This window comes from Tardiphaga sp. 813_E8_N1_3 (assembly GCF_051811025.1).
Lineage (GTDB): Bacteria > Pseudomonadota > Alphaproteobacteria > Rhizobiales > Xanthobacteraceae > Tardiphaga.
Map to the genome: position 1 here is coordinate 678,787 of NZ_JBPWQE010000001.1, position 13,828 is coordinate 692,614.

Annotated in this window: 11 protein-coding genes and 2 pseudogenes; 2 read left to right on the forward strand and 11 right to left on the reverse strand. The window is 59.1% G+C overall.

Annotated features, from left to right (window positions below; all coding sequences use genetic code 11):
• Positions 1 to 786: 786 nt before the first annotated feature.
• From AB8A33_RS03185 to AB8A33_RS03230, 10 genes and pseudogenes are all read right to left on the reverse strand, one after another.
• A complete protein-coding gene (locus tag AB8A33_RS03185; RefSeq protein ID WP_439091392.1) occupies positions 787 to 1,269 on the reverse strand; it encodes an endonuclease/exonuclease/phosphatase family protein in 483 nt (160 codons plus the stop codon).
• Positions 1,270 to 1,384: 115 nt separating this feature from the next.
• The gene (locus AB8A33_RS03190) at positions 1,385 to 1,942 is read right to left on the reverse strand and encodes a hypothetical protein (RefSeq protein ID WP_439091393.1); all 558 of its coding nucleotides are present in this window, start codon (positions 1,940 to 1,942) and stop codon (positions 1,385 to 1,387) included.
• 243 nt (positions 1,943 to 2,185) lie between these two features.
• A complete protein-coding gene (locus AB8A33_RS03195) occupies positions 2,186 to 3,358 on the reverse strand; it encodes a patatin-like phospholipase family protein (protein ID WP_439091394.1) in 1,173 nt (390 codons plus the stop codon).
• Between the two features lie 600 nt (positions 3,359 to 3,958).
• The gene (locus AB8A33_RS03200; RefSeq protein ID WP_439091395.1) at positions 3,959 to 5,095 is read right to left on the reverse strand and encodes an alkene reductase; all 1,137 of its coding nucleotides are present in this window, start codon (positions 5,093 to 5,095) and stop codon (positions 3,959 to 3,961) included.
• Positions 5,096 to 6,039: 944 nt separating this feature from the next.
• Positions 6,040 to 7,308: a threonine/serine ThrE exporter family protein gene (locus tag AB8A33_RS03205; RefSeq protein ID WP_439091396.1), complete on the reverse strand. Its 1,269-nt coding sequence runs from the start codon at positions 7,306 to 7,308 to the stop codon at positions 6,040 to 6,042.
• Positions 7,309 to 7,621: 313 nt separating this feature from the next.
• Entirely contained in the window at positions 7,622 to 9,232 is a 1,611-nt protein-coding gene (locus tag AB8A33_RS03210; RefSeq protein ID WP_175367140.1) for an MDR family MFS transporter, read from the reverse strand.
• A gap of 37 nt (positions 9,233 to 9,269) precedes the next feature.
• A complete protein-coding gene (locus AB8A33_RS03215) occupies positions 9,270 to 10,481 on the reverse strand; it encodes an HlyD family secretion protein (protein WP_439091397.1) in 1,212 nt (403 codons plus the stop codon).
• Positions 10,478 to 10,786 carry a DUF3734 domain-containing protein gene (locus AB8A33_RS03220; protein WP_439095841.1) on the reverse strand — a complete coding sequence of 103 codons (309 nt, stop codon included), beginning with the start codon at positions 10,784 to 10,786 and terminating at the stop codon, positions 10,478 to 10,480. The genes AB8A33_RS03215 and AB8A33_RS03220 overlap by 4 nt, the downstream gene beginning before the upstream one ends.
• Positions 10,768 to 10,927 (reverse strand): annotated as a pseudogene (locus tag AB8A33_RS03225) (alpha/beta fold hydrolase); the annotation flags it as partial. The pseudogene AB8A33_RS03225 and the gene AB8A33_RS03220, both read right to left, overlap by 19 nt.
• Before the next feature lie 13 nt (positions 10,928 to 10,940).
• Positions 10,941 to 11,732 carry a hypothetical protein gene (locus AB8A33_RS03230; RefSeq protein ID WP_439091398.1) on the reverse strand — a complete coding sequence of 264 codons (792 nt, stop codon included), beginning with the start codon at positions 11,730 to 11,732 and terminating at the stop codon, positions 10,941 to 10,943.
• Positions 11,733 to 12,034: 302 nt separating this feature from the next.
• On the opposite strand from AB8A33_RS03230, the gene AB8A33_RS03235 reads away from it, so the two are divergent.
• Positions 12,035 to 12,436 (forward strand): hypothetical protein, encoded by a 402-nt coding sequence (locus AB8A33_RS03235; protein WP_439091399.1) that lies wholly within the window; start codon positions 12,035 to 12,037, stop codon positions 12,434 to 12,436.
• A gap of 119 nt (positions 12,437 to 12,555) precedes the next feature.
• Here the strand turns inward: AB8A33_RS03235 and AB8A33_RS03240 are convergent, their stop codons facing one another.
• Positions 12,556 to 12,993, reverse strand: coding sequence for a response regulator transcription factor (locus AB8A33_RS03240; RefSeq protein ID WP_175367138.1), 438 nt, complete (start codon positions 12,991 to 12,993; stop codon positions 12,556 to 12,558).
• 330 nt (positions 12,994 to 13,323) lie between these two features.
• Between AB8A33_RS03240 and AB8A33_RS03245 the strand changes: the two are divergent.
• A pseudogene (locus AB8A33_RS03245) lies at positions 13,324 to 13,820 on the forward strand (response regulator transcription factor); the annotation flags it as partial.
• Positions 13,821 to 13,828: the final 8 nt, after the last annotated feature.

Consider the following 13,828-nt stretch of genomic DNA (forward strand, 5'->3'; position numbering starts at 1 on the left):
TGCCGCGGCCGCCTGCGCTTCAGCTTCTCGTCAGATTACTGCAGCCGCGGCGACCGGCAGCTCCGCAACCGCCACGCCATAGTCGCTGGCGACGGAAGGTCTGTCATAACCCTATACGCCAGCGCCCTCCGCTACGAGGTCCCCAGTGCCGTGATGGCGCTGCTGGCACCCCACATGGAGCCGTTCACTGACGTCGACGGCAAAGAAAGCTTGCGGATCGCAGAATCCGGCATCGCCGCGACGGCGAGCGGCGCCGGGCGTGAATCTAAGTTTTTCCGTTACAGAAGTGGGGAAGTAACGGGGGGCGTTCCAGGATTCGAGCGCACACGTGACGCCGTCACATGTGACGCATCTGGAATCGCAGGGTAAGTGAGCGCGCGATTGCGGAAGCTAACTGACGTTTGCTTCCCATTCGATGCATCGGAAACCAAGGCGAAAGATCACCGCAATCAGGCCGAGGCCTGCGATCGAAGTCCAGATATCTGGACTACGAACGCTTATAGGCGAGCCTCGCGAGGCAACGTCCAACTTTCTGGACCACGATGCCCGCACCAGATCCCATGATGGCAGATTGACCTACGCGCACCAGCGCGCATCTGTAATTCGGAGATCTCTATCTCGAGATTCCGACCATGTAGATCGCCGGCTACAGGTCGTCATCCGGAGCGGATGCTACCTGACACATGATTCCGGACTGTATGCGCAGCTTTTCCTTGATCTGAAGCAACGCAGCGACATCGCCCAGGCAACCGCCCTCTCTTTCGAGCGAGCACTGGAGATCTGGTGCTATGTCCCTTCTGCTCCCGAACCGGACCAAGCATCGTGATAGAGCACGCTGGGTCCACCCAATGATTGACGGCCCATCAGGTAGCGGATGCTCGCGGCGTCAGGCCCTGCATTGAAATCACCGGCAATAATGGTCGGAAGTGTCCGTCGGTGACGTGCATCGAGATCGCTGATCGCCGCGGCCTGGCGCTCACGCGCGGCCTCTGCATGCAATCGCCACGCCGCCGTAGCGGCAATGAACAACATTTCGCCCTCGTCGGGAAGATCGACAATGGCGGCAAGTGTCCCCCAGGGAACGTCTGCCGCATCGGGAAGCCGTAGGTCGAGGACCTCCACTACTTTATGCGGCCATCGGCTGGCCAAAGCCGTTCCGCCATAACGATCGGATCCGAGACCCGAGGCAAGCGTGGCCTCGGAGCTGGCAAGGTTGGTGGCAACCGGATAGCGGGAAAATGGGTACTTTGGCTGTTGCGCCGGCGGCAAAAGAAAAACATCAATAAAATCAATAACATAGGTTAGAGGTGGTGGCTTCCTTCATCGACGCTTTATCCAATTTAGGCCGGAGAATAATTCAAATTAGCATTCTCCATTTAGTTACTCATATATCGGCAACGCCGCTGATCTTCCGCTTTAGGACCCCGTATCCGAAAACTTCGGCCGCCTTATCATCCTCTTCGAACAGGCGCTTGATCGTCTCCAGTTCCTTGCCGAATTCCTCGGCGACTTTTTCGTAGACGCGGGTTTGGACACCATAAGAGGACGCGCCAGGAGTGCTCTGCCGATCTTCGAGGTCTTGGAGCAATAACTGTCGCACGCGCTGGATGATAGCGCGGGACGTCGCATGTGTTGCGTAGTCCTTGAACACGGATCCACCAGATGAATTCCGCGTCCCGAGCACGAGGTCAGCAGCAAGATCACGCGCGCCGATCGTGCCCTTTAACGCGTGACCAACCATCTTCGCGCCGATCTTTGCAAATTCATTCACAACATCGGTCGGAACGGTGACGCCAAACTTAGCGATCACGTCCAACACCGCCCAAAGCGCCAACATATTCCCTGTGCGGTTGAAGTATGAAATCTCGGCGTTGATGGCATGATCGGCCTCGAGATTGCCGGTGTTGGCGGGCGGCAAACGATCGTCGTTGGACGTGCTCATAGGTTTTATCCGTGCAAAGCGTATGATGGCCAGAACGAGCGTAGCCGCTCGCTTGGCCGATATGTATCGGGCTTGCTCCGGGGTCAAGCAGGCCGTCGGCGAATGCCCCACAACTATCGCCATTCCCCTTGTTTCCGCGCCTATTGCTGCACGGTCGCACCAGGTGCCGTGATCGCGATCATTCGCGCTCTCCATCTATGAAACAGCTTCATAGATAATGTGGAACACCACACGCTACGTTGTTCACTTGTCGAAGCCCGGAGGCGTCGAGATCCATTCCGAACCCGAGAGTCCGGCCTTAAAGCCGTATTCGAAGAGCGTGTTCATGTATTTCCGATCAAAAAGCGAGCCGTCGGGCTCGTCCTCTGAAAAAACATCACCGATCGAAGTGTACTTGACCTCCACTCGGTCCCGTCGCGCGAGTTCGAAGTCGCGATAGAGGTCGCCCAAGCCTTGCGATGAGGTGAGCGTGATCACCGCCCGTTCGGCGATGTCCAACGCATTCAATTTCACCGGCTTGGGCTTCGGATGTAGGCGTCCATTGCGGATCACGTAGGCCAGGATGCGGTTCGAGGCGCCTTGCGGTCTCGGCCCCTCGCGCAAATGAAGGGTCGGCGAATACAAGAACTGGCCGACGGTCGTCCCGCCGTCGACGTGTAGCTCGCGGACGACACCGTCCTCGGATTCCAGCTCGATGGTTACGGGCGGGAAGAGCGTCGGGATCGCGGCCGATGCGAGCAGTATCTTGCGGATGAGTGTCGGAGCCTGAGGGTTGCCGCTGTCGGCGATCGCCCCGATATTCCAGAACACCGGTCGCGCGGCGACGAGATTCGTCGTTGCTATCAGCAACAAGCGTCCGTTCCGATATTCGCGTGCGATGCGCGCGATCATCTCCTCGTCGACGGCGGCCTTGATCTTCGTAAACAACGGGGTGGTATCGTACAGGGAGTCGTCCGTGAGGGCGGCGCCGAACCAGCGCTTGTGAATCAGCGAATCCTCGTCGATCGACGTAAAGAGTTCGTGCAATCGGGCGTCGTAGGCCGGTCCCAGGAACGCGAACGGCGCGATCAGGGCGCCGGTGGAGACGCCTGTCACGTAGTCGAATTCCGGCCGGTCGCCTTTCGCTGTCCAGCCCGCCAGGACTCCGGCGCCAAACGCTCCGTTCTGCCCTCCGCCGGAAAGCGCGAGCACGGTCTCCGTCCATCCGACGCGCCCATGAGAGCGCAAGAAAGCGGTCCGGCGCGCCCAGGCAGCCCTCGCCTCGCGCTCCCATTCGGGTCGACCGGCGGCGTCCGTCAGGAAGCGGGCGTGCGGAATGCCCTGAAATTGTTCGACGTGGGCGCTATCCGGAAGCGAAGGCATGAAGGCCGCGGAAGCCACGCATCCGGACAAAGCCGCCGCGAGCGGAAGCAGCAATGCGAATTTGCGGACGACATCGGGAGCCGACAGCGTTCGCGAGACGCTCGCTGCGCATCTCGATAGGTTCGGATACCGGGATTTACGGACAAGCCGTTGGTCGCACACTTCCCGGATCCGATCGAACACCGCACGCCTGCCAAAAATACCCGGGAAAATCATTGCGAATGCGGACTTTCACTCTGCACGCCAAGTTCATAAAGTCGAGGCGAGGCCGCCACAATATCAGAGATGAGAATTAAGCCGGCCTACCCCACCGCGCCCATGGCGGCACGCACTAGTCGTCGTTGTTGTCTCTCCCAATCGTCCTGGGGGTCCAATCCGCGGCTCCAATCGCGATCAGGGGCTAAGCCTCCGCCCGGAGCAATCGACAGACTTCCGCCGGGACCGATTGATTGCCCATCACCGAGCCTATCGAGTCGCAGCCTCCAGAACCGATCGAGCCCTGAACACAGTTTCTCCAGGCTTGTGCGTTTGCCGGCGCTGCGTCCAAGCCACTGTCCCAATCAATGGTACGGCACTTCGAATGATCAGAAACCCTATCCTTAAGGACAGGTCGCAGCCTCGAACTTTGCGGGCGTGCGAACAAGCCCGCGAACCTTATACTCGCTGCTTGCCAGCACCGGGGCGACCGAGCTGCCGATCGTCATAGGTCGGATAGTCGATGTAGCCAACTGCGCTGCCGCCATAGTAGTGAGCGCGGTTCGCGGGGGTCAGCGGCCAGTCGTTCTTCAGGCGCTCGACCAAATCAGGATTGGCGATGAACGCCTCGCCGAAAGCAGCGATGTCGATCAGGTCATCGGCAATGAGCTGTTCGGCGCCCTCGCGGGTCATGCCGCCCGCCAAGATTAGCACACCCTTGTAGTGAGCGCGGAACTTGGCGAGGAATTCGGGCGGGAGCGCAAAGCTGCCGCGTGACCTCTGATTTATCAGATGGACATAGGCAAGGTTGCGCTTGGAAAGCTCGTCAGCGAGATAGAGGTAGGTTTCCTCGATCTCCGGATACTGGGCCATGTCGAACAAGCCGCTATAGGGCGACACCCGGATAGCGGTCCGCTCGGCACCGATGCGCGCGATGACGGCGTCGATCGTCGCCAGCACGAATTGGGTGCGCCCTTTCAGCGTGTCGCCGCGGAACTCGTCTGTGCGGTCATTGACCACGAGATTGAGAAACTGCTCAATCAGATAGCCGCTGGCGCCGTGCAACTCGATGCCGTCGAAGCCCGCCTCGATCGCATTGGCGGCAGCCTCTGCGAAGTCGGCGATCACGCCATAGACTTCGCCGGTGGTCAGCGCCCGCGGCGTCGATGCGTCGACCGCGCCTGGCGTTCCGTCCTCGGTCAGGCCCCAGGCCTGCGAATTCCTGGCGATCTGGCCCGTCGAGCTGACCGGCGCGATTCCACCGGGCTGATTCGACACATGGCTGACACGGCCGACATGCCAGATCTGGGAGAAGATCGCGGCGCCCTTCGCATGGACAGCAGTTGTCACCTTGCGCCAGCCAGCCACCTGCTGCGGTGTATAGAGGCCCGGGATGAACAGGTAACCTTCGGCGGTCGGGGAGATAGGCGTGCCTTCGGTGATGATCAGGCCCGCATCAGCGCGCTGACCGTAATAGACGGCGTTGAGATCATTGGGTACGCCGTCTGGATTACGCGAACGAGTCATCGGCGCCATGGCGATCCTGTTGGCGAGCTGGCGCCCGCCCATGGCGAAGGGTTCGAATAAATTGCTCATGGTCCTCTCCGTTTTCGTTGGCGTAGGCACACCAATCAACTAGCGAAGCAGATGGGTAATTGCCCAAGAGCGATTGACGTGATTGAAGAGCAATTGCTGCTAACGCGGTCGCCGACGCTACTCGGTCGGGTTCGCGCCGCTGAACCGCCTGAACGCCGCGGCGAAAGCGGTCGATGATGATGAGGAAGTCCGCGTTTCGGTTCGAGAGCTGCTCCTGTCAGTGGGAATCGATCGCAGCGATTGCCTGCACCACCAACCGGGCAACACTTATCTAGCCGGGCCAATCAAGCCGACACTTAGACTTGAGGTAGGCTCGTTGAGCCTCAAGAGTATGGTCGATCGGGCTCGTTGTTTAGGGCAACCACACGGTAGGTATTGATGTTCGGCGACCCCAAACATCTGACTCTATTGCCGACGCGTCCCGCGGATGCCCGCTTTGCTGTCAATCGGAGGCAGCCGGGACCGCCGACTTACCGATGCAGTTGTCGACTTTCTTGTTACAGCACTTGGTTTGTCCTGAAGAGGGCGCTCCTCCTCATGCCCCAGCGGGACCGAGGTGCGTCATCTGACGCCGATCGAGTAAGTTTCCGCAGCCACCGCTCTCCGCTCAAGGTTGTCGACCGATAAGTTCGAAGATCGGCTATTACGCATAGACGCGGGTGACCTCTGAGAATGGATTCGTTCATATTCATTTCGGTCATGGTTCACATCAAGGCTGCGATAGAACGGCTGAGAACTGGCGTTGTCCTTTAAGACAAACCGACAGAATTTTTCGTGACCGATCGACCTGGCGTTCAACACCATGCATTGAAATAGAAGCCTACCGGTGTCGTCTCCGCGGTGTTTCTGATCTACAATCAGCCATTTCATCATGAGATGGTTAAAGCGAAATGCATAAATGGGATTTCATAATTTATGGAGTATCTTAGACCACGCTTGTCACTTCACGAACGATCTTCAAGCAGAATGCGTGGCAGGATCAACCCGAAGCTCATCGCGAGTATGACTAGAAATGCTGTGGCACCATTTGCGGCAATGTTGGTTAGCAGAGCTATCGGCGCACGTGGCCCCAACGAAACTAGTTCGACGAGGGCACTTGCTGCTTCGAACAGGAAGAAGCCCGGTATCATCGAAACAACCGCTGAAAAGCCGAGCGCAGCGAAGGGTAGATGGAAACGGTCGACGACTGGTGTGACGATGATGCTGACCAGAATGCAGGCGACGAGCGCTCCAGTCGCTACATTCGCGCTCGCGAGCGAGATCAGGGCCCAGTGTGCCGCATGTCCGAGCATGCCAGCTGCAATGGGAAACGGCAGCATGCGCCAGGGCATCGAGAACAAGTTACCGAAGGAGGCGACTGCGCATCCTGCTGCAACTACGTCAGCTAGGAGTGGCACGGGCGCGATCGGCCCTGCGGCCTGGAGTGTTGAGCTGTCAGCGATGAAGCCCAACAGCAGGCCGACGCAAATCATAAGTACGATCATGCAGGCGTAGGTCAGGCGAGCGATGCCAAGCGCGATTCGCGTACGTACGAGATCGATTGCACCATTGAGAAGATGCGGACCAGGTACCAGCACCATGCAGGGACAGAATGCGACGAGAGCGTTAGCGATCGGTTGATGCAAGCCGATAGCGGAGATGGTCGTTGTGATGCTGGCGATGAGGGCAGCACAAAGCGGTTGAATGAATGGATTGTTGCTGAAGACTGACAGCCAGCGGCGCACTAGCGCGCCGAGGGCAGCACTTGTCCCGATTAGAATCAGGCTCGAGCTGTCGAGCACGCCGAAGATGACCCCGAGCGATACCGCTCCAAAGGCAGCAAATGAAGTGAACTGTAGCGTGGATATTGGTGGCAAGTTTCCGGCCAACAACAGAGCGGACCGTGCTTCCTCAGCGCGTAGCGTTCCGTCGCACAACCGGTCCACAACGGCTGTGACGGCCAGCACCTTATTCATATCGATGCCGAGTGGCTTTGTGGCAACGATCCGTGACAAGGACGTTCCTTCGAGCTCGACTGTAAGCTTGTCCCAATCCGGCAGAACTCTCGCTGGCACGCCCAGAGCGCGGCCGAGGCGTTCTGCAGCGACTACGGTCCGCTCCGTGGTTTGGCCATTGGCAAACAGCAGCGTCGCTGCCAGTGCAACCACACCCAGTGCTGCCTCGCGTGCGGTTTGATCGGACGCAAGGGGAGATGGTCGAAAGGCAGCAGTCATGGTTGCTCGCTTTCTGCTCTTGGTGTGCGATCCGTCACCATCGACAGATATCGCCGCGCCCGTGATTTGATCTGCCGCAAGCGTTCATAGGAAGGCAACGATACCGTCAAGCTACGAAGAAGGAGCGAAATCCTCAGACGGCAGTTTCTTCGCTAGAAGCTCTTTGGTCGCTTCCGTCTAACTTTTGCGGCCCGCCAGGACATACGGCGTGTCAGGTCACCCACTATCGGAAGTCTTGAGGCCGGACGATCGCGACTTTGCTCTTCAACATGACATTTCCTTTCGATGGTTGAGAAACAGGTCGCAAAGAGCCTCAATGGGGGCCAGCGCCGTCGAGGCGGTCGGGCTTCTTGAGGAGAAGGCTTGCGAGCAGTGCGATGATGAGGGCCGCACCCAGTATGTAGAAAGTGTCGCTGAAGCCTAGGATGAAGGCCTGCTTCTGGATGACCTTGCCGACCACGACATAGGCGCGGTGGGCGGCGTCGGCGCGATCGATTACACCGTGGCTCACGAAATACTGCGTGAGCTGCTCCAGCCGCGTGCGGGTCGTCTCCTCGAACACTGAGACCGACTGCATCAGCACGTTGGAGTGATATTGCTCACGCTTGGTCAGCACAGTCTGGAGCAGCGCGATGCCAACGGCACCGCCGAGATTGCGCATCATGTTGAACAGACTGGAGGCCGAGCCCGCATTCTCCGGCTCTATGCCGGCAGTCGCGACCGCGGACAGCGGCGCCATGACCAGTGCCTGGCCGATCGCGCGGACGATGTTGGGCCATAACAGCTGGTCGGCGGCATAGTCGCTGGTCATATAAATATTCATGAAGTTAGAACCAGCGAACAAGACGAAGCCGACGCCGATGATGATCCGCGCATCGAACCGCCGCATCAGGCCCGGCACCAGCGGGATCAGCACGAGCTGTGGCAGTCCTGTCCAGGCCAGCACCACGCCGATCTGCTCGGCATTGTAGCCCTGAATGCGTGACAGGTATTGCGGCAGGATAAACACAGAACCGTAAAGCGCGACGCCGAGCACGAAGTTCGCGAGCATGCCGAAGCCGAAATTGCGGCGAACCAACAGGCGCAGGTTCAACAGCGGCTTCTTCACTGTGAGTTCGATGACCAGAAAGGCTGTCAGTGCGACGGCCGCGATCACCGACAGTTTTACGATGAAGGGCGAGCCGAACCAATCGTCCTTGTTCCCTTCCTCGAGCACGGTCTGAAGCGCCGACAGGCCGATCGCCATGGCGATGATGCCGGCCCAATCGCCGTCGCGCAGCAGCGACAGCTTCATCGGCTTGGGCTCCAGCGCGTACCAGAGCATGCCGACCATGATCGCGCCCGGGACGAGGTTGACATAGAAGATATACTCCCAGCCGAAATTCTCGGTGAGATAGCCGCCGATGGTCGGGCCGATCGCGGGGGCGAACGTCGCCGACAGCGCGAACAGCGCAAGGCCGACCGGCTGCTTGGCGCGCGGCAGCAGGGTGATGATCAAGGTGAAGGCCATCGGGATTAGTACGCCGCCGGTGAAACCCTGGATCGCGCGCAGCACTATCATTTGCGGCAGGTCCTGCGCCAGCGCGCAGGCCGCTGACAGCAACAGGAACAGGACTGCGTTGGTGAGCAGATAAAGGCGGATAGAAAACACCTGCGCAAGCCAGCCGGAGAGTGGAATCACCACGATTTCGGCGATCAGATAGGAGGTTGAGATCCAGCCCCCGTCGTCGATGCCAGCGCCGATCGCACCTTGGATGTCGGCGAGCGAGGCGTTGACGATCTGGATGTTGAGCACCGCCATGAAGGCACCGAGCGTGGCGCCGGTGACCGCGAGCCAGGTTCTTACGGATGTGGTAGGCATCGCAGATGGCGCGTCGGAATCGCCTGCGGACACGGCGTCGATGGTTGTTGGCTGGGTAGTCATGGTCGGTCCTCGTCGCTAGCGATGCAGGTGCGGTTCGCTATCGTGAGCCGCGCGGCTTAGCGCCACGTGATGCGAGGCGTCTTTCCGCGTCTCGCTCGGCGCTAACGGCCGATATGGTATTCACAGTCGGCACGGCCGACATGCCAGGGCGCAGCAGGCCCTTGAGATTATGATCGTCGAGCACGATCTTCACCGGCACGCGCTGCACGATCTTGGTGAAATTGCCGGTGGCGTTGTCGGGCGGCAGCAGAGCGAATTCCAGGCCGCTTGCGGGCGACAGGCTGTCGACATGGCCCCTCAGCCTGGTCGATCGAAAGCTGTCAACGTAGAGTTCGACAGGTTGGCCGTTGCGCACATGGGTGAGTTGCGTCTCCTTGAAATTGGCGACCACAAAGACCTGGTCGAGCGGAACCACCGCCATGAGCTGCGTGCCGGCCTGCACATATTGTCCGATACGGAGCGAGCGTGCTCCGACTGTGCCGTCGACCGGCGCTGTGATCTGCGTGTAAGACAGGTTCAGTGCAGCCTGGAGCTCGACCGCGCGAGCGCGGTCGAGCTGGGCGACGGCCTGCGCACGCTGGGTGGAGAGCACCTCGATCTTCGTATTGGCGGCGGTTAGTCCGGCCTTTCCCTGCGCGAGCTGCGCGGTCTGCGCGCGCAATGCCGCGTCAGTCTGTTGGGCCCGCTGAACCGTGCCTGAGCCCGACTTCATCAATCCGTCGTACCGGGTTTGCTCCTCCCGGGCGAATTTCAGATTGGCTTCGGCAACGTCGACTTCAGCGGCTTGTTGCAGGATCAGCGGCTGCTGCAATTCAATCTGCGCATTGAGGTTCTGGATCGCTGCCTCCGAGGCTGTAACATCGGCCTTTGCTTGATCCAGTGCGGCCCTGAAATCGCGGTCGTCGATCCGCGCCAAGAGCTGCCCGGCCTTCACCGCCTCGTTGTCCACGACCAGCACCTCGTGGATGTAGCCGGAAACCTTTGGCGCGACGATCGTGGAATCGGCTTTGACGTAGGCATCGTCGGTCGTTTCCAGGTAGCGGCCGGCCGTCAGGTAGTAGTGGCTGTAAACGGCAGCGCAAGCGACACCAAACGTAGCGACGAGGGCGATCGCGGTGCGTTGGATGCTTCGACGCGATAGGCGAAGGGGCGTTTTGGTCTTCTGCTTAGAGGTATAGGAAAGGGTCGACACTGCAGTCTCCGAAAGCTGTTGGTTGCGCTCAAGTTCAATCACGGCGATGCACGTCATGGCTGACGATGCCGGGCTCGGGCGGCTGGCGGATCCAGCCGGTTTGGGTCGGCCAGCGTGCGGCGGACGTCGTTGAAGCCGCTCTGCCAGTGCGCGCGCACCGCATTCAGCCCGAACTCGTAGTCGCGCGAATGGCCCTCGTGAATCTTGGTCTGATAGATCTGATGGACGATGTTGTAGGAGCGACGGCGGGCCATCTCCGCGGTGGCACGAATTTCTGGATCCTGCTTTGCGCTATCGGGAAGCATTTCGAGCGTCCGCTGCAACGCTTGACGCATTTTCTGGACGATGACGCGATAGCCCATGCCGAGGAAGTAGAGCATCTGGGCACCCCAGTCGTCAGAGCTCAGCGGCCAGCCATCGTGAAACACGATTGACTGGACAGACTTGGTTCCCCAGTCCTTGTAGAAGATCCGCACGTCATCGCTTGTGGTAACCGAGGTCACGGGGCCAGTCCTCTCAGCGAACAGGAGCGCGAGCTTCGTTTCCTCGCCGCCAAGGTAGAGTGGATGATGATAGACGTCGCGTATATGAGGGTGCTTGCGACCACTTTTCGCCGCGAGGTATTGTCAATGCTGACGGACTTGATCCAGACCATTTGAGCATTTTCGCTTCATTGCTGAACACGAAGAAAACTACCGAGCCGAATGTGCCGCTGCCCCAGCGCGATTGACGTAATTGCATCGCGATTGCTGCTAACGCACGCGCGTACGCCAAATCGCTCGGCGCTTCGCCGGTCAGTTTCCTGAACACCGCCGCGAAAACGGTTTGCGAGGAATAGCCAAGGGCGGCTGCAATCGAGAGGTCCGTAGCGCCGTCTGAACGCATCGTTCGATCCCGCGAAGAAGCGACTTTGGCGGCTTCGTCGGCAATGCGCTTCAGCGTTGTCTGAGAAGGATAGAGCTGAACGACATCAATAGATTTCGAAATGTGCCATCGGGAACTCGATCCTTCCGAATGACTATCACGCCCCCGGGGGAAACGTTCCAATCGCAACCGATTACCCCGATCGCCATTGTCAGCCACGATGATGTGGCGGCTCATGGGTTCGACCACGTCGCGCAACGGTTCATGCTTCCAGCGGACTATCTCAGCGCCGGCGGGGTCCAATGCCACGCGAAATGGCGGGGTCCCGAGCACACGAGCCACCTCCACATCACCACGACGTCGGTCGTCGCCGGCAGGTAGGTCGTTTGTTTCCGATACGCTGGAAAGATGCTCCGAGGAATCGCGCAAGTTGGGCTTGCTCATGGAGGTATGCTCACGTTTGGGAAGACATTCATTCTGCGTATCTGCGGATGCAGCACTTCCCGTGTAGTGTGATCATTAGGCCGAGCGCTATATGAGCGTATTGCGCAATGGGTCAGGTCGCGCTGGTTCAGCGACTAGATCGACCTATACCTAGGGATAGTGCGGAAGTGAGGCCTCTACCGCGCGCGCAATTGATCGTTGCGGCTGGCGCCTATTCCGGAGGTTGGCCCACTTGGCGATCGAGTATGACGATTCTGGACGCGGACCTGCAATCTTCGGCGCAGGAAGTATGAAGCGAAGTTGTGCGCGCCATTCTGGCTATTCGCTCTCCAAATACTGCCGCCATGGGCTCCGATGATCAACGGGCAGATCGTAAGGTCGATGCCAATTCCAGCATTCTTGATACTGAAAAAGCTGTCGAAGATATGCGCGAGAACTGGCGCTGCGATGACGGGCCCATGGACGAAGACGAAAACGCAAACCGATCCATCTTCGTCCACCGAAGTGGATGTCGATCCGGTATTGGTTGGCCGAACTGCGCAATGGCCGCGACGCCGTTGGCAATCAGGTTGATGATCACTCGCTGCAACGGAGTCCGATCGCCGGTACCTGAGGTCGCCCGGATGCAAGATTCATCGAAGGCAATCGATTTTGAATCAATGTCGGGGCGCAGGATGTGCAGTCATCGTTTGTGGCGCCATTGATCGTCAATGGCACCGAGCCCAAAGGCTTCGTCTCGACTGAGGCGAGGTCCGCGCGTTCGGCGCCAACAGGCGAAGCCGCGAGAGGCGCTCGACTATCTGGCGAAATCTGTCAGACGAGATTAGTCATCTGACGGCGGATCTTTTCGATCGTTGCGTCGCGAGCGACCTGCGTAGCTCGTCGCGTTCTGCAGAAGATGAAAGAGGACTTCGTCATTAAGCGGTTTTGTCAGACATGCATGAGCACCGCCCCTCATTGCGCGCGCTTGAGTCGCCGGACTTGTGTCAGCTGTGATGAAGATGACCGGCATTGACGAACCAAGCTCCCGCAATCTCTCCTGTAGTTCAAGCCCGGTTCGGCCCGGCATGCTCACGTCGGTGATCAGGCAATCGAAGCATCCCGGCTCGAACTCGGCCATGAAAGCTTCTGCCCGATCAAAGGTGCGACAATCAACTTCCAGAACCATAAGAAGATCGGCAAGCGCCTCTCGCACAGCCAGGTCGTCGTCTACGACAGCCACTAATGGGGTTTTGGACAAGCAGGTGTCTTTCACTGGCATGGTCGGGCGAATATCTACCCATTGTCGGTCGGATTGTACCTATTCTCTAGTTTAGGCCGAGTGCTCCTTTCGACGTTCTGCTGGCAGTGATTCCAAAATCCGGATCAGATCTCCGGCGGACGATGCCTGGAGCTTCCACTTCGCACTGCGGCTTGACCGAGATTTCGTTGGTGCCCGGATCGAACGCAACCAGATGGCTGCCGCGCGAACTTTGCCGGCACGACCTGTCGGGGCGTGCACGCTTTTCCCGCAACGAATGCGAGGAGAAACGGGCTTCATCAAGTTCAAAATCGTTCCGGTCGGCGGCGACGTGACCTTGACCGAAGGAGGCTTCTCGATATCCGGATGCCCAGCGCGAGCGGCCTCGATCTCCAGCAGCATTTGCCCGCGAGTGGCAGTACTAGGCCGTTCGTCTTCCTTATCGGTCACAGCGACATTGCCATGACGGTGTAGGCGATGACGGCTGGAGCCGTCGATTTACTGGCCAAGCGGTACTGGATCAGACGCTCCTGGACGCCGTCGCGGCAGCCATCGAGAAGGACATCGCGCAAAGAGGGCCGCGCATTGTGTGAAACGAAACATCGAGCTCCCTTGCAACGCTGACGACGCGCGAGCGCGAGACGGTTAAAGGCCGGCTCAACAAGCAGATCGCCTTCGAGCCTACCATCAGCGAGATCACGGTCTAGCTGCATCGCAGTAATACGAATAAGAAGCTTGAGACAAACTCCATCGGTGAGTTGATCCGGCTCTGGGATCGGTGCCGGCCGAACGCCGAGGGGAGCCAGCCTACACCAAAGAATAGGTACAACCGGGGGACCGATGGGTAGATGGTCGT